The 18465-nt window shown below is 75.1% G+C and carries 20 protein-coding genes; 12 read left to right on the top strand and 8 right to left on the bottom strand.

The window, feature by feature from the left end:
* The first annotated feature begins 58 nt into the window (after positions 1–58).
* Both AB0K03_RS02825 and AB0K03_RS02820 read left to right on the top strand, forming a co-directional pair.
* Complete coding sequence (locus AB0K03_RS02825) at positions 59–655, top strand: cysteine hydrolase family protein (RefSeq protein ID WP_364679558.1); 597 nt, start codon at positions 59–61, stop codon at positions 653–655.
* Positions 652–1584, top strand: a complete 933-nt coding sequence (locus tag AB0K03_RS02820) for a DJ-1/PfpI family protein (RefSeq protein ID WP_364679555.1) — start codon at positions 652–654, stop codon at positions 1582–1584. Before AB0K03_RS02825 ends, AB0K03_RS02820 begins: the two co-directional genes overlap by 4 nt.
* Here AB0K03_RS02820 and AB0K03_RS02815 read toward each other — a convergent pair.
* On the bottom strand, positions 1574–2902 hold the full coding sequence (locus tag AB0K03_RS02815; RefSeq protein ID WP_364679553.1) for an FAD-dependent oxidoreductase: 1329 nt from the start codon (positions 2900–2902) through the stop codon (positions 1574–1576). The genes AB0K03_RS02820 and AB0K03_RS02815 overlap by 11 nt on opposite strands.
* A 75-nt stretch (positions 2903–2977) precedes the next feature.
* Between AB0K03_RS02815 and AB0K03_RS02810 the strand changes: the two genes are divergently transcribed.
* Positions 2978–3535, top strand: a complete 558-nt coding sequence (locus tag AB0K03_RS02810; RefSeq protein WP_364679551.1) for a nucleotidyltransferase family protein — start codon at positions 2978–2980, stop codon at positions 3533–3535.
* Complete coding sequence (locus AB0K03_RS02805; RefSeq protein ID WP_364679549.1) at positions 3528–4613, top strand: XdhC/CoxI family protein; 1086 nt, start codon at positions 3528–3530, stop codon at positions 4611–4613. The genes AB0K03_RS02810 and AB0K03_RS02805 overlap by 8 nt, the downstream gene beginning before the upstream one ends.
* Positions 4614–4636: 23 nt before the next feature.
* Here AB0K03_RS02805 and AB0K03_RS02800 read toward each other — a convergent pair whose 3' ends face one another.
* Positions 4637–5365, bottom strand: a complete 729-nt coding sequence (locus AB0K03_RS02800) for an HAD family hydrolase (RefSeq protein WP_364679546.1) — start codon at positions 5363–5365, stop codon at positions 4637–4639.
* Positions 5366–5390: 25 nt separating this feature from the next.
* On the opposite strand from AB0K03_RS02800, the gene AB0K03_RS02795 reads away from it, so the two are divergent.
* Complete coding sequence (locus tag AB0K03_RS02795; RefSeq protein WP_364679543.1) at positions 5391–6263, top strand: pyridoxal-phosphate dependent enzyme; 873 nt, start codon at positions 5391–5393, stop codon at positions 6261–6263.
* Here AB0K03_RS02795 and AB0K03_RS02790 read toward each other — a convergent pair.
* A complete protein-coding gene (locus AB0K03_RS02790) occupies positions 6260–7108 on the bottom strand; it encodes a LysR family transcriptional regulator (protein WP_364679540.1) in 849 nt (282 codons plus the stop codon). The two genes, AB0K03_RS02795 and AB0K03_RS02790, sit on opposite strands and share 4 nt — an antisense overlap.
* Positions 7109–7202: 94 nt before the next feature.
* On the opposite strand from AB0K03_RS02790, the gene AB0K03_RS02785 reads away from it, so the two are divergent.
* A complete protein-coding gene (locus AB0K03_RS02785; RefSeq protein ID WP_364679537.1) occupies positions 7203–7928 on the top strand; it encodes an SDR family oxidoreductase in 726 nt (241 codons plus the stop codon).
* 10 nt (positions 7929–7938) lie between these two features.
* On the opposite strand, the gene AB0K03_RS02780 is transcribed toward AB0K03_RS02785, so the two are convergent.
* Positions 7939–9348 (bottom strand): hypothetical protein, encoded by a 1410-nt coding sequence (locus AB0K03_RS02780; RefSeq protein ID WP_364679535.1) that lies wholly within the window; start codon positions 9346–9348, stop codon positions 7939–7941.
* A gap of 119 nt (positions 9349–9467) precedes the next feature.
* Between AB0K03_RS02780 and AB0K03_RS02775 the strand changes: the two genes are divergently transcribed.
* From AB0K03_RS02775 to AB0K03_RS02765, 3 genes are read left to right on the top strand one after another with little or no spacing between them, the layout of a single operon-like run.
* On the top strand, positions 9468–10343 hold the full coding sequence (locus AB0K03_RS02775) for a hypothetical protein (RefSeq protein WP_364679533.1): 876 nt from the start codon (positions 9468–9470) through the stop codon (positions 10341–10343).
* A 22-nt stretch (positions 10344–10365) separates the two neighbouring features.
* The gene (locus AB0K03_RS02770; RefSeq protein WP_364679530.1) at positions 10366–11550 is read left to right on the top strand and encodes a histidine kinase; all 1185 of its coding nucleotides are present in this window, start codon (positions 10366–10368) and stop codon (positions 11548–11550) included.
* Positions 11547–12170: a response regulator transcription factor gene (locus AB0K03_RS02765; RefSeq protein ID WP_364679528.1), complete on the top strand. Its 624-nt coding sequence runs from the start codon at positions 11547–11549 to the stop codon at positions 12168–12170. Before AB0K03_RS02770 ends, AB0K03_RS02765 begins: the two co-directional genes overlap by 4 nt.
* On the opposite strand, the gene AB0K03_RS02760 is transcribed toward AB0K03_RS02765, so the two are convergent.
* From AB0K03_RS02760 to AB0K03_RS02750, 3 genes are all read right to left on the bottom strand, one after another.
* Positions 12167–13003 (bottom strand): alpha/beta fold hydrolase, encoded by an 837-nt coding sequence (locus AB0K03_RS02760; protein ID WP_364679526.1) that lies wholly within the window; start codon positions 13001–13003, stop codon positions 12167–12169. The genes AB0K03_RS02765 and AB0K03_RS02760 overlap by 4 nt on opposite strands.
* Positions 13004–13089: 86 nt before the next feature.
* A complete protein-coding gene (locus AB0K03_RS02755; RefSeq protein WP_364680700.1) occupies positions 13090–13140 on the bottom strand; it encodes a hypothetical protein in 51 nt (16 codons plus the stop codon).
* Between the two features lie 123 nt (positions 13141–13263).
* Entirely contained in the window at positions 13264–13584 is a 321-nt protein-coding gene (locus AB0K03_RS02750) for a hypothetical protein (RefSeq protein WP_364679524.1), read from the bottom strand.
* Here AB0K03_RS02750 and AB0K03_RS02745 point away from each other — a divergent pair.
* From AB0K03_RS02745 to AB0K03_RS02735, 3 genes are all read left to right on the top strand, one after another.
* Positions 13571–14002, top strand: a complete 432-nt coding sequence (locus AB0K03_RS02745) for an LLM class flavin-dependent oxidoreductase (RefSeq protein WP_364680697.1) — start codon at positions 13571–13573, stop codon at positions 14000–14002. The genes AB0K03_RS02750 and AB0K03_RS02745 overlap by 14 nt on opposite strands.
* A 380-nt stretch (positions 14003–14382) precedes the next feature.
* Complete coding sequence (locus tag AB0K03_RS02740) at positions 14383–14952, top strand: winged helix-turn-helix domain-containing protein (protein WP_364679521.1); 570 nt, start codon at positions 14383–14385, stop codon at positions 14950–14952.
* Between the two features lie 371 nt (positions 14953–15323).
* Positions 15324–16589 carry an FAD/NAD(P)-binding protein gene (locus tag AB0K03_RS02735; protein ID WP_364679518.1) on the top strand — a complete coding sequence of 422 codons (1266 nt, stop codon included), beginning with the start codon at positions 15324–15326 and terminating at the stop codon, positions 16587–16589.
* A 59-nt stretch (positions 16590–16648) separates the two neighbouring features.
* Here AB0K03_RS02735 and AB0K03_RS02730 read toward each other — a convergent pair whose 3' ends face one another.
* A complete protein-coding gene (locus AB0K03_RS02730; RefSeq protein WP_364679516.1) occupies positions 16649–18388 on the bottom strand; it encodes a VWA domain-containing protein in 1740 nt (579 codons plus the stop codon).
* Positions 18389–18465 lie beyond the last annotated feature (77 nt).

Genomic DNA, 18465 nt, shown 5'->3' with positions numbered 1-18465 from the left:
CGGTGGCGGGCCGGTCCGTGTCTTCCGCGGCGGCCGGCCGGCCCGCGAGGATCGACCCATGACCAACGCGCTCATCGTCATCGACGTCCAGGAGTCCTTTCGCGCCCGGCCGCTCTGGGAAGCGGTGAACAACCCGGACATCGCCACCCGGGTCCAGCGTCTCGTCGAGGCCGCCCGCGCCGCCGGCGACCTCGTCGTCTGGGTGCTGCACGCCGAACCGGGCAGCGGCGGCGTGTTCGACCCGGCGAGCGGGCACGTGCGCGTCCTCGGCGAGCTGGATCCCCGCCCCGGCGATCCCGTCCTGACGAAGACCTCGCACAACGCGTTCACCACCACGAACCTCCAGCAGATGCTGACCGCGCGGGGCGTACGGCACCTGACGGTGTGCGGCATCCGTACGGAGCAGTGCGTGGAGACCACCGCGCGGCTCGGGTCGGATCTCGGGTACGCCGTCACGTTCGTCACCGACGCCACCGCCACCTTCCCGATCCCGCACCGGGACGCCCCCGCCGAGCAGACCGTGGCGGAGTTGCTGGCGGACCCCCGTACGCTCAGGGCCGAGGACGTCGTGGCCCGCACCGAGTACGCGCTGGCCGGCCGTTTCGTCACCGTCACCACCGTCGCCGAGCTGATCGGGGAGCTGACCGGATCGTGACCCAGGTCGTGTTCGTCCTCGTGCCGCAGCTGCACCTGCTGGACCTCGCGGGTGCCGCGCAGGTGTTCTCCACCGCGGCCGACTTCGGGCACGACTACCGCCTCGCGTACGTCGCGGAGCAGCCCGATGTCCCTACCCACCAGGGCGTCGGGCTGCGCGCCTGCACCACCTGGCCGGAGCTGGGCCCGGCCGACCTGATCGTCGTGCCGGGCTGGCGGTCACCGCACCTCGCCGGCAGCGGCCACCTCGAGCCCGACTCGCTGCGGCGCATCGCGGCCCACCACGCGTCGGGCGGCACGGTGGCGAGCGTGTGCGCGGGAGCCGACGCGCTGGGCCGCGCGGGCCTGCTCGACGGGCGCCGCTGCACCACCCACCACGACGTCCAGGACGAGCTGGCCCGGCGCTACCCGCGGGCCACCGTCGTGCGGGACGTGCTGTACGTGGCCGACGACCGCGTCATCACCTCGGCGGGCATCGCCAGCGGCCTCGACCTCGCCCTGCACCTGATCGCGGTGCGGCACGGCCCGGCCGCCGCGGCCCGGGTGGCCCGCCAGATGGTGGTGTACGCCCGCCGCAACGGCGACGACCACCAGGCCAGCGCGATGCTGCGGCACCGGGCCCACCTCAGCGACGTCGTGCACCGCGTCCAGGACCGCATCGACGCGTGCTTCGCCGAGCCGCTGCCGCTGGCGGACCTGGCGGCGCAGGCGGGAGTCAGCGAACGCACCCTGACCCGCCGTTTCGAGGCGGCCACCGGCCGGACGCCGCTGCGCTACCAGCAACTGCTGCGGCTGGAGCACGCGGAGCACCTGATCGGCCACGGCGCGACGGTGGAAGCGGCGGCCCGCGCGGTCGGCTTCGGCGACGCCCGCATGCTGCGGCGGTTGCGTTCCCGCGGCCAAGGCGGGGAAGCAATGGTCACACGGTGACCGGTGTGGTCCGCCGGATCAGGTCGGCGAGGTCGTCGCGGCTCGGGCCGGCGGGCATCGGCGGCCGCCAGCCGGACGCGTACATCGCGCGGGCCGCCGGTTCGACCTCCGCCAGTGTCGCCGGCAACGCCGTCATCGACAGGTACGGCCCCACGACGCGCATCAGCGACGAGTCCGCCTCCGCGGCCGCGACGATGTGTCCGGAGGTGAGGGGGCGGCTGAGGCCGACGTCGTCGCCGGCGAGCTGGGCCACCTGGTCGGGGTCCCAGGTCATGTGGTCGTCGAACCAGGGCCGGATCCACCCGGTGCACCAGGCGTCGAGCTCCAGGGCGGCCGCCTCGGCGTCCGTGCCGAGCGTGCGGACGAGCCGGTGGGCCTGCAGGAGGGAGGTGGCGATACCCCGTCCGGCGGTGGGGTTCGTGGTGCACACCGCGTCGCCGAGGTGGATGAGGCCGGGCAGCCCGACCCGCCCCTGCTCGGTCAGCTGTCCCCGGTAGGAGTTGTGCAGATGCCCGCCGGGCAGCACCGGGCTGATCGGCTCGCTGCGCCCCGGATCGGTCCACGCGTCGAGGCCGGGCACGAGCCGCACGGCCGCCTCGAAGGCCGACGGTGACCGCAGCCCGGCGAGCTCGCGGTCGGCGCTGCGCCGGGCGAGCAGCACCGAGACGGTCCGGTTGTCCTGCAGGAACACCGCGCTCAGATATCCGGCGAAGCGGTTCATCAGGCCGATCGGGTTGTTCACCGGGCCCTGCTCGGCGCCGGGCCGCAAGGCGTAGTGGCGGGACACGTACGCCAGCCCGCAGTCGGCGGTCTCCCCGGGCGCGCGCAGGTCGTCGGCGAGACGCCCGGAGCGGCCGGAGGCGTTGATCACCAGCTCGGCGCCGAGCTCGCGGCCGTCCACCCGCAATCCGGCGGCCCGGCCGCGCGAGCGCAGCACGTCGTCGACGTGGCCGCGGACGAGGGTCACGCCGGGCTGGGTGCGGGCCGTGCCGCGCAGGACTTGTTCGAAGAGGCTGCGGCGGCATCGCAGGCCGATGGCCATGGCCGGGCGTCCGTTCGCGGCGGGCACCAGGGACACGGTGGCCCCGGCGGCCAGCAGCGCGTCCCGTACGTCCGGCATCTCCGCCTCGAGCGCCTCCACGACCTGCTGGCGTACGCCGTGCGGGTGGTGGAACTGCATGACCCCGCGCCGCTGCCAGGTCCCGTCCGGCGCCGGCCCGCCGTCGCGGTCGACGACCGTGACGCGGTGCCCGCGCCGGGCGAGCGCGACGGCCGTGTACAGGCCGGTGGGTCCGGCACCGGCGATGGCAGTCTCCATGGCCCGACGGTAGGCGGCCCCGGTCCGTCCGGTCGCTCTCAGTCGGGATGCCGTCACGCCCGATAGGCTCGGCCGGTGGAGATCGCCGGGCTGGTCCTCGCCGCCGGCGCCGGGCGCCGGTACGGGATGCCCAAGGCGCTGGTCCCGTGGCAGGGCCGGCTGCTCGTGCAGCGCGCCGCCGAGGCGGCCGTGGCCGCCGGGCTCGACCGCACCGTCGTGGTGATCGGTGCGCAGGCCGAGCGGGTCCGGGCCGCCGCGCCGGGCCTCGACCTGGTCGAGAATCCCGCCTGGGACACCGGCTTGGCGTCGTCGCTGCGGGCGGGTCTGGACGCGCTGGCCGGCACGGCGGCCCAGGCGGCGGTGGTCCTGCTGGTCGACATGCCCGGCGTCACCCCCGCAGCGGTACGCCGCGTGGCCGCGTACGCCGGTCCGTCGGTCCTGGCCGTCTGCGGGTACGCCGACCGTCGCTCGCATCCCGTCCTGCTGGGCCGCGACCACTGGGCCGGCGCGGCCAGCAGCGCGTCGGGTGACCGTGGCGCCCGGGACTACCTGCGGGCCCACGCCGAGCAGGTCCGCGTCGTGCCGGTCGGCGACGTGGCCGACGACACCGACCTCGACGTTGCCGATGCGTGAACTCCTGGGCGATCTGGCCGGCGCCTGGCGGGCGGGGGAGCGGGCCGGGCTGGCGACCGTGACCGCCACCTGGTCCAGTGCACCCCGGCAGCCCGGCGCGGCGATGCTGGTCCGCGCGGACGGTACGGCGCTCGGCAGCGTGTCCGGCGGCTGCGTGGAGGGCGCGGTCTACGAGCTGTGCCGTGAGGTCGCGGAGTCGGGCGAGCCGCGTACGGTCCGCTTCGGCGTCGCCGACGACGACGCGTTCGCGGTGGGCCTGCCGTGCGGCGGCACGATCGAGCTGTTCGTGGAGCGAGCCGGCTTCCCGGAGGTGGACGTGCTCGCGGCCGAGGTGGCCGCAGACCGTCCGGTGGCTCTGCTGACCGGAGTGGCGGGTCCGGCTCGGGGCCACCACCTCGTGCTGACGCCGGGGGAGCGGTACGGATCGCTCGGCGGGGACACGATCGACGCGGCCGCCGCGGAGAACGGCCGTGCCCTGCTGGCCGCCGGTCACACCGGTCTGGTGCGCCTCGAGCCGGGGACGGCCGTGCTGGTCACGTCGTTCCCGCCGGCGGCACGGATGCTGGTGTTCGGCGCCACCGACCACGCGGCCGCGGTCGCCCGGATCGGCTCGTTCCTCGGCTACCGCGTCACCGTCTGCGACGCCAGGCCGGTGTTCGCCACCGCCCGGCGCTTCCCCGGCGCCGCCGAGGTGGTGACCGGCTGGCCGCACCGCTATCTGGCCGCCGAGGCCACGGCGGGCCGGGTGGACGGGCGTACGGTCGTCTGCGTCCTGACCCACGACCCGAGGTTCGACGTGCCCGTGCTCCAGGTCGCGTTGCGGCTGCCGCTGGCGTACGTGGGCGCGATGGGCTCGCGGCGTACGCACGACGACCGGCTCGCGCGGCTTCGCGAGGCGGGGCTGGACGCGGCCGCCCTGGGCCGGCTCTGCTCACCGATCGGGCTGGACCTCGGCGCCCGGACGCCGGAGGAGACCGCGGTGAGCGTGGCCGCGGAGATCGTGGCGCTGCGCCGGCACGGCACGGGGGAGCGGCTCTCCGGCACCTCGGGCCCGATCCACGGCGGCGGGATGATTTGATGGCCCGGTGCTGCACCTTCGGATCATCTGCCCGCCCGAGCGGACCGGGGCGCTCGCGTACGGGGTGACGAACGAGGCCAGAGCGGGCAGGAGCTGAGCTCGCGCAGGCTGCTCAGGCGGTACGGCTCGCCGAGCGGTCCCCGGCCCGGCCGGTCCAGGTGCGCGGCGTGCAGCCCGGCGGTGCGCGCGGCGACCACGTCCAGCGCGTGGTTGTCGCCGACGCTGAGCACCTCGCCGGGGGCCAGGCCCCAGCCCCGGCACGCCCGCCGGAACGCCTCGGGATCGGGTTTCGCCACGCCGAGGTCGTCCACGGTGAACACCGGGCCGGCCAGGGCGGCGAGTCCCGTACGGGCCAGTTTCTTGTTCTGCTGCCCGGCGGAGCCGTTCGTCAGCACCGCCGTCCGCAGCCCGGCCGCCGCGATCATTTGCAGGGCGTCCGCCGCGTCGTCGAACGCGCGCCACGCCGCCTCGTAGTGCCGCAGGTAGCCGGCGAACATGTGATCCAGTTCCGCGTCGCTGCCGGCCGTACCGAAGAAGTCGCGCAACCGGCGACGGCGCTGCTCCGCGAAACTGATCGTGCCGGCCCGCCAGGCCGCGAGGTGTGGCTCCTGCAGCGCTGTCCACCGCGCGACCGCCTCGTCGGTCGCGGGCAGGCCGAGCGAGGGCAGCCAGGCCCGCACAGCGGCGTCGGCGGCGGAGTCGTGGTCGAAGAGCGTGCCGTCGAGGTCCAGCAGCACACCACGCAGTCGCACGCCGGGCATCCTATGCTCGGCAGTCGTGGACATCCCGCCGATCCCCCTGGGGACGTGGCCGACGCCGCTCGAGCCGGCGCTGCGCCTCGCCGTCGCGCTCGGCCTCGACGAGCTCTGGATCAAACGCGACGACCTGACCGGCCTGGGCGGCGGTGGCAACAAGGTCCGCAAGCTGCAGTACTCGTGCGCGCAGGCGGTGCGGGCGGGAGCGACGACGCTGGTCACCACCGGCGCGCCGCAGTCCAACCACGCCCGGCTCACCGCGGCGGCGGCGGCCCGGCTCGGGCTGCGCTGCACCCTCGTCCTGCGCGGTGACCCTCCGGCGGAACCCCGCGGCAACCTCATCCTGGACGACCTCGCGGGCGCGACGGTCGTCTGGGCCGGCGACGCGCCCCTCGACGAGGTGGCCGCGGCGCAGGACGGCTATCTGATCCCGTTCGGCGGCACCTCCGCGTTCGCCGCCCGCGGGTACGTCGACTGCGCCCGGGAACTGCTGACCCAGCTGCCGGAGCTCGACACGGTGGTGGTCGCGCTCGGCTCGGGCGGCACGATGGCCGGCCTGGTGGCGCACCTCGGCCCGGAACGGGTGTACGGAGTGGACACCGGTGCCCTACCCGACCCACGCGGAACCGTCGCCGCGCTGCTGGCCGAGATGGGACGGCCCGTGGACCCGGCCGTGTTGCGCATCGACGGCTCCCAGGTGGGTGCCGGCTATGCGACGCTGACCGATCCGGTGCGGGCGGCGCTCGCCCTGGCCGCCCGGACCGAGGGCTTGTTCCTCGATCCGACGTACACGGGCCGCGCTTTCGCGGGCCTGTGTGCGAACCCGCCGGCCGGCCGGGTGGTGTTCCTGCACACCGGCGGCCTGCCCGGCCTTTTCGGCCACCCTGAGATCTAGAGTCGCGTCGCGGTCCGGACGAGGCCGGCGACCCCGCGGGAGCGGCTGTGCGGCGGCCACGCGATGACCGTGGTGACCGTCGGCGCGTCGAGCACGGGCACGGTGGCCAGGTCGTCGTGCAGCTGGGAGCGGCACGACTCGGGCAGCACCGCGGCCGCCCGGCCGAGCGCGACCAGCTGAAGCAGCTGGGCGTGGTCACGCACCTCGGGGCCGGGACCGTCCGGATACGTGCCGTCCCGCCCGCGCCATCGGGGAAGCGGCAGCCCGGGGATGCCGGTCGCCTCGTCCATCCGAACGTGCGGGCGGCGGGTCAGGGGATGACCGGCCGGCAGGATCAGGACCTGGCTCTCGGTCCGCAGCTCCTCGGCGTCGAAGCCGGCGATCGAGTCGAACGGCCGGTGCAGCAGCGCCACATCGGCCCGGCCGTCGCGCAGCAGCCGCTCCTGCTCGCCGACCCCGCACAGCAGCACGTCGACGGGAACTGCGCCGGGCTCGGCGGCGTACGCATCCAGCAGCTTCGCCAGCAGCTCACCGGCCGCGCCCGCCTTCGTGGCCAGCACCACCCCGGCCGTCCCGGTCCCGGCCTGAGCGGCCCGGCGGGTGCGGCGCTCGGCCGCCTCAACCGCGTCCAACGCCGCGCGGGCCTCGCGCAGCAGCACCGCTCCGGCCTCCGTGAGGTGCACCGCGCGGCTGGTGCGGTCCAGCAGTGTCGCGCCGAGGCGCCGTTCGAGCCTGCTGATCGCCCGGGACAGCGGCGGCTGCGCGATGCCGAGCCGCTGCGCCGCCCGGCCGAAGTGCAGCTCCTCGGCGACGGCGACGAAGTATCGCAGCTCGCGCGTCTCCACGCCGCCATCGTAGCCCCGGATCGATACCCCTGGGGTATCGCTGCCCACCCGTTCGGTGTTGGTCGCCGGCCCGCGCGCGGACAGGATCGAACCCATGAGCGATCGAACAATTGCGCTGGTCACCGGCGCGAACAAGGGCATCGGGTACGAGATCGCGGCGGGTCTCGGTGCGCTCGGCTGGCAGGTCGGTGTGGGGGCGCGCGACGAGGAGCGACGCGAGGCGGCGGTGGCGAAGCTGCGGGCCGGCGGCGCCGACGTCTTCGGCGTACCGCTGGACGTCACCGACGACGCGAGCGTGACCGCCGCGGCCCGGCTGATCGAGGACCGGGCCGGTCGCCTCGACGTCCTGGTGAACAACGCGGGCATCACCGGCATCGCGCCGCAGGAGCCGACGGTCGTCGATCCGGCGATCATCCGGACCGTCGTGGAGACCAACGTGATCGGCGTCATCCGGGTCACCAACGCGCTGCTGCCGCTGCTGCGCCGCTCGGCCTCGCCCCGGATCGTCAACATGTCCAGCACCGTCGGGTCCATCACCCGGCAGACCACCCCCGGCGCCGAGACGGGACCGATCGCGGCCGCCTACTCGCCGTCCAAGAGTTTCCTCAACGCCGTCACCGTGCAGTACGCCAAGGAGCTGCGCGACACGAACATCCTGATCAACCTGGCCTGCCCGGGTTACACCGCGACCGACCTGAACGGCTTCAGCGGCGTGCGTACCCCGGAACAGGGCGCGGCGATCGCGATCCGGCTCGCCACCCTGCCCGACGACGGCCCGACCGGCGGCTACTTCGACGACGACGGCGAGATCCCCTGGTGACCGGCCGTCCTCATCGGACGGCCGCCGGGAGACCGCGCAGCGCTGCCAGCCCGAGCGCGGAACGCGGCTGGTAGGCGGTCCGCCAGAGCCCGCCGTGCGCCGCGCCGAAGGCCTCGTCCTTCCAGGTCTGCGGCGCCGCCGTCCGCGGATTGCGCAGCTGGTGCACGAGGAGCGCCGCCATCAGCCGGTTGCTGGTGGCCGGTTCGAACACCTCCACCCCGAACAGGTGCGCGCCCGCGTACGCCGCAGCCAGCAGCCGGTTGCTCGTCACCGACCGGGTCCGGGTGGGCGGCGCGACGGAGAGGCTGACCGTCGCGCCGGCCTGCCGGGCCACCGCCGCCCGCCAGCGCTGGATCCGCTTGGCGAGCGCGTAGTTCGGGCCCTGCTGCGGCACGAGGCTGTCGGCGATACCCGGGTCCGCGCCGTCCGGATAGTTCGGGGTGAGCAGCCGCTCCGCGGAGAACAGGTGGGCGAGGCGGGCGGCCCGCGAACGGTCGCGGAAACGCGCCGTGGCATGCGCCACGGCATCGCCGGGCACGGCGAAGACGTCGGTCGGGGTCGCGAGGAACGCCAGCGCCGTTTCGGGTCGTTCCGCCATCACATGTACGGCCACAGCGTCCACAGCCGCAGCCAGCCGGGCGTACGCCGCGCCGGGCGCGTACACGTAATTGCCCAGCACCAGCCGCCCCGGCATGTCGAGCAACCACCGCGCGACCCCGGGCAGCCCACCGAGCAGATCCACCCCGGCGGTCTCCACGGAGGCGCCGGGCGCGATCAGCGTCCCGGCGCCGCGGCGCGCCGTGGCGGCCACCCGCGCCCACAGCTCGGGCCGGGGCAGGTCGATGCCCACGACCGTGGCGCCCCAGCCGAGCGCGGCCGGCAGCGGTCCCATCTCCGCTCCGGCGCCCAGCACGACGAGCCGGTGGCCGGAGAGGTCGAGCCAGTCCGGGTTGGCCATCACCTCGCGGACCATCTCGGCGCACGAGGCCTCGATGCTGCCCGCCGTCACCCAGGCGTCGAGCCGCCGGAGCAGCGCGTCGCCCCGCAGCACCTCCCCGCGCCACGGCACGGCCAGCTCACGTTCGGGCTTCCCCTCACCCGTGACGGTCACCGTGGCGGGCGGCTCGCCGCCGGCCTCGAACACCGACCCCAGCGGCACCTCACCGCCCGGCTGCTCGACGACCATCCGCCGGCGCACCGACTCGAGGCCGGCCGCGGCGATCGCGTACCCGCCGTCCAGCCCCGCCTCCACCAACGCCCGGAAGTGCCGCAGATAGCCCGTACGCCAGTCGCGTTCGGCGGCCGCGGCGTCGGCGGCCGCCGGGTCGGCGGCCCGCAGGGCATCGGCCACCACCGCGCGTCCCAGCTCCGAGCTGCTGCGCCGACCGTCCGCACCGCGGGGAAACACGACCTCGTTCACGCCGCACAGTATGGCGTCCGGGGCCTCCTACCGCGGGAGGAGGAGCCCGGGCCGCTGGGAGTACCGGACGGGCTCCCGGTCGGGCGAAACCGCGCGGCGCGCCGGACAGCATCGGCGGTATGACTTCCCTGCTGCGTCTGCACCGCCCGTTGATGGTCTTCGCCGCCGCCATGGCGGTGCTCGTCGTGGTCGCCGCGGTCGGCATCGTCGCCGATCCCCGGGTCCTGACCGGCATGCCGATCTGGGCGAAACCGTTCAAGTTCGCCGTCTCGTTCACCCTGTACGCCACCACGCTCGCGTGGATGCTGTCGCTGCTGCCGCGCCGCAGCCGGACCGCCGAGCGGGCGGCCACGGTCGTCGTCGCGGCGAGCGTGGCGGAGATGGTCGTCATCGTCGGGCAGGTGCTGCGCGGCACCACCAGCCACTACAACACGACCACCCCGCTCAACGCGGCGCTGTGGAGCCTCATGGGCATCGCGATCATGGTGCTGTTCGCCGCGCACCTGCTGATCGGCTTCGTCGTCCTGCGCGCCCGCATCGCCGACCGTCCCGCCGCGCACGCCATCCGATGGGGGCTCGGGCTGACGCTGCTGGGGATGCTCGTGGCCGCACCCATGACGCAGTCCCGGATGGCGCACAGCGTCGGGGTGGCCGACGGCGGGCCGGGGCTGCCGCTGACCGGCTGGAGCACGGCTGGGGGAGACCTGCGGATCGGCCACTTCGTCGGCCTGCACGCTTTGCAGGTGTTGCCGCTGCTGGCCCTGTCCCTGGGCCGCCGCTTCGACGAGGCGACCCGGCTGCGGCTGCTCGCCGTCGGCGGCTCCGCGTACGGCGTGCTGACGCTGCTGCTCACGTGGCAGGCGCTGCGGGGCCAGCCCCTGCTGCGCCCGGACGCCCTCACGGTCGCGGCGTTCGCGGCGCTTGCTGCGGGGACCGCGGTGGCCGCCACGGCCGTGATCCGGTCCCGGCGGCCAGAGCTGACCCTGGCCGCGTGACCGGCAGCCTAGGGTGGTCGTCGTGGGTTGGGTGACGCGGCTGTTCGACGCTCGGGACTCGTTCGTGCGGATGCTGCTGCTCGACCTCAGCGGCGTGTTCTACCTGGTCTTCAGCACGCCGGGCCGCTCGCCGACCACCACGCAGTGGATCCTCGCCGGGACCGCCTTCGCCGCGGCGCTCGCCCTGCACCGCCTGCGCGTGGCGAACCTGCTGGTGCAGTCGGCGCTGCTGGTCGCCGCGCTCGTCCTGCTCGGCGACCCGCTGATCAACCAGGTGGGCACCGGCTGGGCGTTGCTGGAGCTGGCGATGTGGGCCCCGCGGCAGCTGCTGCTGTGGGGCGGCGCCGGCATGGTCGCCACGATCTACCTGGTCGACGGGTACGCCCGCGGCCCGCAGCGATGGCTGGCGCCGATCGCCGGCCTGACCGTGGTGGTCGGCCTGCCGGTGCTGCTGGGACTGGTCATCCGGACCACCCGCGAGCTGGCGCTGCAGGCGGAGGCGAAGGCGGCGGCCGAGCGCCGGCAGCACGAGTCGGAGACCCGGGCGGCCCAGGCCGGCGAGCGCAGCGCCATCGCCCGGGAACTGCACGACGTGGTCGCCCATCACGTGGCGTCGATGGTGCTCCGGGTCGGCGTGGCCCGGCACGTGCTGCCGGGGCTCGACCCGCGGGTCGCCGCGGTCTTCGACGACGTGCACGCCACGGGTACGGCGGCGCTGGCGGACCTGCGGCGGCTGGTCGCGGTGCTGCGGGACCCCTCGGTGCGTACCGACGCGGCGCTCACGGCGATCGGCCCGGCGGACCTGCCCGCGGCCCTCGCCGCGGCCGTCTCGACGGCGGAACAGGCGGGGCTGACGGTCGACAGCGACATCGACGAGGAGGTGGGATCCATCGACGCCGTCCGTGGCATGGCCGTGCTGCGGCTCACGCAGGAGGCGCTGACGAACGTGGCCCGGCACGCCGGACCGTCCGCGCGGGCCCGGGTCCGCGTCGCGGTGGCCGGCGGTGACGTGGTGTGGTCGGTCACGGACGACGGCGGCGGGGTGGCGCCCGGGCTGCCCGGGGGCGGGCACGGCCTGACCGGGATGCGGGAACGGGTCGAGGTGCTCGGCGGCCGGCTGACCGCGGGACCGTGCGGGGACGGGTGGCGGGTGGAGACCGTGCTGCCGGCGGCGCCGGTCGCCGGAACGGCCGAGGGGGCGGCGTGATCCGGGTGCTGCTGGTGGACGACCAGCCGCTGATCCGGGCCGGGCTGCGCATGCTCTGCGAGGCGGAGGCGGATCTGGCCGTGGTGGGCGAGGCGGCCGACGGCCGCGACGCCATCGAGCTGGCCGCCCGGCTCACGCCCGACGTCATCGTCATGGACCTGCGCATGCCCGGCGTCGACGGCATCACCGCGACCCGGCGCGTCCTGGCCGCGCGCCCCGCCACCCGGGTGCTCGTGCTGACCACCTTCGGCGACGACGACCACCTGTATCCGGCGCTCACCGCGGGGGCGTGCGGCTTCCTGCTCAAGGACGCGCCACCGGCGGAACTGCTCGACGGCATCCGTCGCGCGGCGGCCGGCGACAGCCCGTTCAGCCAGGACGTGCTGCGCCGCCTGGTCCAGCGGGCGGTGCACGCCCGGGCCGAGCAGCCGCAGCCCGTGGCCGGCCTGACCGCTCGCGAACGGGACGTGCTGAACCTGGTCGCGGAGGGCCTGTCGAACACGGAGATCGCCGAGCGGCTCCACATCGGAGTGACGACGGTCAAGACGCACATCACCAGCCTGATGGCCAAGACCGGCAGCCCCAACCGGGTACGCCTCGCGCTCTGCGCCCGTCCCTAGAGCTCCTGGCCGGCGAGCCACGACTCGACGGCCTCGATCACCTCGTCCGGGGCGGTGCGGGCCCACCGGAAGTGATCCGGCACGGCCTCGATCCGGGCGCGGTCGACGTGCCCGGGCAGCCGGCGGGCCAGATGGTCCACGGCGGCCGAGGGGATCATCCGGTCCCCGGCGATGCCCGCCAGCAGGACCGGTACGTCGAGCGTGGCGAGGGCTGCCTCGTAGTCGGTGCGGTCCCCGTGCAGGCGGTAGCGGCCGTACCGGGCCTCGTAGCCCCAGTCGGCCATCAGCGTGCGCGGCTGCCGCCCGGCGAACCCGAGCCGGTGCCCCGGCCAGTAGCCCAGCGAGCACGTGACCGCCCCGACGAACCGGACCCCGGCGGCGCGGCGGACCCGGCCGAGGCGGCTGCGCCGGGCGGCGGTGGAGCTCGTCCCGGTCCCCAGGGTGACCACGGCGTCGGGCCGTACGCTGCCGACCGCGCCGGACAGCAACGCGAGCTGGCCACCGAGGCTGTGCCCGGCCAGGACGACCCGCTGGGCGGTCGCGACGGCGGGGCCGGCGAACACCGCAGGCAGGTCCTCGCGGACGAGGTGGGCGTACCCGAAGGAGGCCCGGCGCAGGTCCGCGACCGGGCTCTGCGGCATGCCGCGCAGCTCCACCCCGACGAGATGCCGGCCCCGCGCGGCCCAGGCGTCGAAGAACCTGCGGTAGTACGCCAGCGGTACGCCCAGCGCGGGCAGGAAGACGATCGAGGCGCGGGGGCCCGGGCGGCCGTACTCCTCGACCGTGAGCGTCACGCCGTCCGGGGCGGCAACGGGGTGAATCCGGGGTTCCATCGGCACAGTGTGCCGGGTTCCGGGGAAGAAGAAGACCGGGGACCCGTGGCGGCGGGTCCCCGGCATCGCTCCGACGGTATCGCGGGTCAGCCCTGACGGCCGTTCCAGCGCGGGTTCCCGCGGTTGACGACGACCATCCGGCCCCGGCGGCGGGTCACGACGGACCGGGCTCGGCCTTCAGCGACCGCAGCGAGTTGCGAACCTTCATGGTCACCTCGCACGCCGGCGAACGCGCCGGCCCGGTCCGCAATTCCCCCCGGTCAAGGCCGCAGGCGGGCGGCGATCGCGTCGACCGCCTGCTTCGCCGTGAGCAGGTCGGCGCCCGTGTCCGCGCGGTACGCCCGCACCGCCTCGATCAGCCGGCCGTCTCGCAGCAGCCCCTCGACCTCGGGGTAGGACGGTTCGGGGACGGCCGCGCCGAGGTGGGCGACGACAGCGTCGAGCTTGTTCTCGATGGTGGCGAGGCGGGCCGCGATGCGCTGCCGTTCGCGCCGCTCGATGCCGGCCGTCCCGGCGGCGAGCAGGATCAACCCGAGCAGCAGCGCACCGAGGACGACGACCGTGACGATGTCCATTCCCATGCCGGCGATCGTGCCAGGTCAGGGCCAGTCAGCGGGCGAGTGCGGCGGCGTACCCGCCGGCGAGCGCCTCGGACCCGGGCAGGTCGGCCTCGTCCGCAACGGCGACCGCGACAACCCGGCGAACGTCGGCTCCCAGCGCCTGTTCGCCGCGGCGGCCACCGGCGACCGGCACGACCGCGCGCTGTGGACGGCGACCGCCAAGGCGAGCGGCGCGGCCGGCAACTCGACCGCCCTGGCGGGCACTCCGGAGACGGTGGCGCAGGCGCTCCCGGACTACCACGAGCTCGGTGTGACGACGTTCCTGATCCGCGGCTACGACCCGCTGGACGACGCCATCGACCACGGCCGCGAGCTGATCCCGGCCGTACCCGCCGAGGTCACCCGCCGGGATGCGCAACGGCTGGCGATCGCCGCATGAAACGGCCATGAACAAAATGTCAAATGTGCGCGCCGTCACCTTTTCGGGTGGCGGCGCGCTCGCTTTTTGTTTTCGGTGGAAAATACTCCCGCATCGTGGATTTGTTTTGACCGGGGCCGACGGAGCGAGAAGGATCGCACCTATGCAGTTGCGCGACGCAAGACTGACGTCCCGCCTCGCCATCGATCTCCTCCGGTGCGCGAGCGCCCGGTGTCGCGGCTGCTGATCCTTTAGGTGCGCCGGCTGAGTCCCCGCTGGTACCCCTTCTGCATGATCTTCCGCGCGCCGCGATGTGTCTATAAACCTATCCCGCACATGGGAGAAGTATTCTTCAGCCGCCGCCGAGATCCGGCTGCGGTGAAACCCTCCGGAGGCCGACCATGTCCGTTCTCGCCGTCGCCGATCTGTCCCTCAGCCGCACCGCCCCCGCCCGCCGGGGCCCCGCGGGCCGCCCCCGCGCCGCCCGCGTGCGAGCCCTCCCGGCCGACCCCGCGTCCTCGGTGACCGTCACCATCACGCTCGGCGCACCCGGGTCCGAGGAGAGCGAACGCGTCCTGGCCGCCCTGCGTGACCTCCTCGCCGCGGCCGGCACCGGCGCCGGCATCGCCCTCGACGCGCCCACCCCGCCGGCCGAGGCGGAAACGCCGGCAGCCCGCGGCCTCCGCCTCTCGCCCCGCCCCCGCACGGTCACCCTCGACGGCCAAGTCCTCGACCTGAGCCGGCTCGAGTACGAACTCCTGCTCTTCCTGGCCCAGCACCCCCGCCAGGTCTTCAGCCGCAGCCAGCTGCTCGGCCACGTCTGGGGCCACACCCACACCACGGTGCGCACGGTGGACGTGCACGTCAGCCGGCTGCGCACCAAGCTCGGCGACCCCGACATCGTGACGACGGTGTACGGGGTGGGCTACCGCCTCTCCGAGGAAGCCGCCATCACCATCGACGAATCCTGACGCCGCATCGGCGGGTTCTGTCGCGTCGGCCGGTCCTGTCGCGGGGCCGGCTCGTGCGCGGCATCGAACGCGCGGCCTCCGCCTGGTTGGGCCGGCGGGTTGCCCGCGCCGGCCGGTGCGCCGGGACGGCGGTGGGTGACGGGTCGCTGCCCGCCGGTGGGCCGGCCGTCGTCTGACGTTGCCTGCGCCGTGTCGTGCTCGCGTCGTGGTCTGCTTGCGCTGCCCCTGGCCTTCGTGGGGTGGCCGCGTCCGTGTGCGCTGTTCCCGCTTTTCGGCCGATCCGATTGCGCCTCTCCCTCAAGGTGGCGGCGTGGCTCCCTGGCGTCAAACCCCTGGCTCGCCTATCGTGCCGATAGGAGATGGGGGACGGCATGCGGCGTACGGTGGCGGTGGTGGGCGGGGGCTGTTCCGGTGTCCTGGTGACGCGGGAGCTCCTCGAGAACGGTGCGGACGATGTCCTGCTCGTGGAGCCGGGGGAGCCCGGCGGCGGTGTCGCGTACGGCCCCGCCCGGCCCTGGCATCTGCTCAACTCCCGGGCCGGGGCGATGAGCGCCGACCCGGACGACCCCGGCCACTTCGCGCGCTGGTCCGGCGCGGCGCCCGGCGAGTTCCGGCCGCGCCGTGAGTACGGGCGCTATCTGCGTACCGTCTTCGACGATGCCCTGGCCGCCCACCCGGGCCGGGCCGACGTTCGCCGGGCCCGGGCCGCGCGGGTCCTTCCCGGCCCCGACGGCGGCGCGGTCGTGCTGGACGACGGTACGGCGCTGCGGGCCGACCACATCGTCCTCGCCACCGGCGGTCCCGCAGTGGCCCGGCAACGGCTGGGGCACCCGCACTACATCGACGACCCCTGGCGGCCCGATGTGCTGGACGACCTCCCGCCCGACCGCCCGGTGCTGCTCGTGGGAACCGGCCTGACCGCCGTCGACGTCGCCCTCACCCTCACCGCGGACGGCCGGCGCACCGCCCCGGTCGTCGCGGTCAGCCGTCGCGGCCTCCTCCCGCTGACCCACACCGTCGACGCCGCACCGCCCGCCGCGCCGGCGCTGGACGACTGCGCCACGCTGCGTGACGTCGTCCGGGCCGTACGCGCGGCCGCCGTCGAGGCAGGGGACTGGCGTCCGGTCGTGGACGGGATGCGGCCGTACCTCGATCGCCTGTGGACCGCCCTCACCGCCGACGACCAGGACGCCTTCCTGCGGCACCTCGCCCGTACGTGGGAATGTCACCGGCACCGCATGGCCCCGCAGGTCGCCGCCCGGGTGGTCGCCCTGCGCGAGGCGGGCCTGCTGGAGATCCGCCGCGGCGGGGTGGCCGCCTGGCCGGGCCTCGCCGACTACGCCGCCGTGGTCAACTGCGCGGGACCGGGCCGGCTCCCGGGCAGCGCGGGACCGCTGGTCGGCGGGCTGCTGCAATCCGGGCTGGCCACACCCGGTCCGCACCACCTCGGCCTGGCCGTCGACCCCCGGGGCCGGGTGGTCGCCGCGGACGGCCGGGCCCACGACCGGCTCTGGCTGATCGGCCCGCTGCGGCGCGGCACCCAATGGGAGACGACGGCGGTGCCGGAGATCCGCGCGCAGGCGAGAAGCCTCGCGACCGACCTGCGGCCGGGCCGGGAGCTCGCCCGGGCCGCGTAACGGGCCGGGAAGCTCGCCTGCGCGGCGTTCCGGCCCGGTCCGTCGCAGGGGGACGGTGGTCAGCGGGGCGTGGCTGTTCGCAGGGACAGGGCTTGCAGGAAGACCGCCTCGATCTGGGCGGGGTCCTCGGCGACGAAGACGCCGCCGCCCGTGGTGTCGGTGATCTGTTCGAGGGGTTGTCTGTCGACCGCGTCGCCGAGGCCGACGATGATGATCTGGACCGGGCGGTCCTGGGTGCGCAGACCCTGGAGCTGGCGGAGCAGGTCGGGGAGGGTGATCTCCTCGTCGCCGACGCCGTCGGTGAGGACGATGAGGGAGTTGACGCGGCCCGGCTGCCAGCCGTCGCGGAGCTGGCGGTAGCCGTCGACGATCGTGCGGTAGAGGGCGCCGTCGCCGCCGCTGGGCCGGATGGAGCCGAGGGCCGCGGCGACGGCGCCGCGGTTGTCGCGCAGCGGGCGGACGGGGACGAGCTCGCGGTGGTTGCCGTTCGTGTCGAGGCCGGCGGCCGACATCCAGAGGCCGAGCTGCCAGTCGTCGCCGAAGAGCTTGAGGCCGCCCTTCGCCGCGGCGAGGCTGACCTGCATGCGGGTGGCGTTGCGGGCCGACGGGACCGGGGTGCTCATGCTCTTCGAGGCGTCCACGACGGCCAGGGCCCGGGCCGGTGCGACCACCGCGGACCAGGCGGCCAGCGTGCGGTTGATGGCGGCGTCGTCGACCTTCGGAGCCGCCGCGCTGCCGCCGTCGGCGGGCGGCGGGGTGGCGCGCGGCGCCCCGGTGGGGGTCTGCAGGCCGGTGGGGATGGTGCCGTCCGCGGAGCGCAGACCCGCGACGCCGAGCCGCTCGCGGAACGCGGGGCTCTGCGTGAGGTGTTCGTACAGCCGGTGGGCGGCGTCCGCGTGGGCCGGGTCGGCGCCCGGGAGCACGGCGAACGGGTAGTCCAGCGGTGCCGGCGACGGCGTCAGGTACAGCGCCGTGAGCGGGACGGCCGGCTGGTCGGAGTTGTACGCGACCACGTCATACTCCGGCATGACGGCCAGGCCGAGGCTGCCGGCCAGTGTGCCGGGGTCGTCGGACTGCGGCAGCTGCGCCATGAGGTCCTCGCGCAGTGTGGAGGCGTCCGTGGCGAGGGCACGCAGGACAGCGCCGGCGGCGTCGGCGCGGGGCTGGGTGGCGGCCGCGGCGTCGAGGGCCAGCAGCCCGGACAGGGCGGCGGCGTCGCGGCTGGGGTCGACCGTGCCGGGCCGCACGCTGGTGTCCGTGGTCATCGCGGTGAGCAGGTCGGCATAGGTGAGCTGCTTGCGGGGCCAGCCCAGCTCCTTCGCGATCGGCTCCGGCATCGCGACGACGACGGGGCTCTGCGCCAGCGAGCCGTCCTCGGTGAACGCGAAGGCCGGCGCGGCGGTGCGCAGGCGGAGCAGCCACGAGGCCGAGTCGGCGACCCACACGTCGGGCACGGCCGCGGCCTGGGCGGTGCCGACCCCGGCGAGTGTCACGCGCTGCTCGCGGCTCACGGCGGCGGCCACCTCGGGCGCGCTCCGGGCCTGGACGTCGACGGCGATGCAGCCCTTCTTGCCGGCGGCCTTCGTGCGGGCCCACTCGGCCGCGCTCGCGCGCACGGCCGAGGCGATCTCCTGGGGCGCGGCCACGGTGAGCCGCACGGGGGTGGCGCAGTCCGCGGCGTCGACCCGGCCGACGCCGGCGCGCACCCCGACGACCACGCCGGCCACGGCGAGCGCGCCGGCCACGATCGCGGCGAAACGCGCGGCGGACGGCAGGTGTCGACGATGGCGGCCAGTCACGCAGCAATCATGGCCGTATCGACCGTCATGCGCCAGTCTCGTGCGCAAACGGTACGAATTCATCGCTCCGTCATCCC

The organism is Actinoplanes sp. NPDC049316 (genome assembly GCF_040677315.1).
Taxonomy (GTDB): domain Bacteria; phylum Actinomycetota; class Actinomycetes; order Mycobacteriales; family Micromonosporaceae; genus Actinoplanes.
This window is presented reverse-complemented; position numbering and strand designations above follow the sequence as displayed.

Coding starts and splice junctions, on each gene's coding strand:
- AB0K03_RS02825 (WP_364679558.1), top strand. CDS start 59: ATGACCAACGCGCTCATCGTCATCGACGTCCAGGAGTCCTTTCGCGCC.
- AB0K03_RS02815 (WP_364679553.1), bottom strand. CDS start 2,902: ATGGAGACTGCCATCGCCGGTGCCGGACCCACCGGCCTGTACACGGCC.
- AB0K03_RS02805 (WP_364679549.1), top strand. CDS start 3,528: ATGCGTGAACTCCTGGGCGATCTGGCCGGCGCCTGGCGGGCGGGGGAG.
- AB0K03_RS02785 (WP_364679537.1), top strand. CDS start 7,203: ATGAGCGATCGAACAATTGCGCTGGTCACCGGCGCGAACAAGGGCATC.
- AB0K03_RS02775 (WP_364679533.1), top strand. CDS start 9,468: ATGACTTCCCTGCTGCGTCTGCACCGCCCGTTGATGGTCTTCGCCGCC.
- AB0K03_RS02760 (WP_364679526.1), bottom strand. CDS start 13,003: ATGGAACCCCGGATTCACCCCGTTGCCGCCCCGGACGGCGTGACGCTC.
- AB0K03_RS02745 (WP_364680697.1), top strand. CDS start 13,571: ATGTCCATTCCCATGCCGGCGATCGTGCCAGGTCAGGGCCAGTCAGCG.
- AB0K03_RS02750 (WP_364679524.1), bottom strand. CDS start 13,584: ATGGGAATGGACATCGTCACGGTCGTCGTCCTCGGTGCGCTGCTGCTC.
- AB0K03_RS02740 (WP_364679521.1), top strand. CDS start 14,383: ATGTCCGTTCTCGCCGTCGCCGATCTGTCCCTCAGCCGCACCGCCCCC.
- AB0K03_RS02735 (WP_364679518.1), top strand. CDS start 15,324: ATGCGGCGTACGGTGGCGGTGGTGGGCGGGGGCTGTTCCGGTGTCCTG.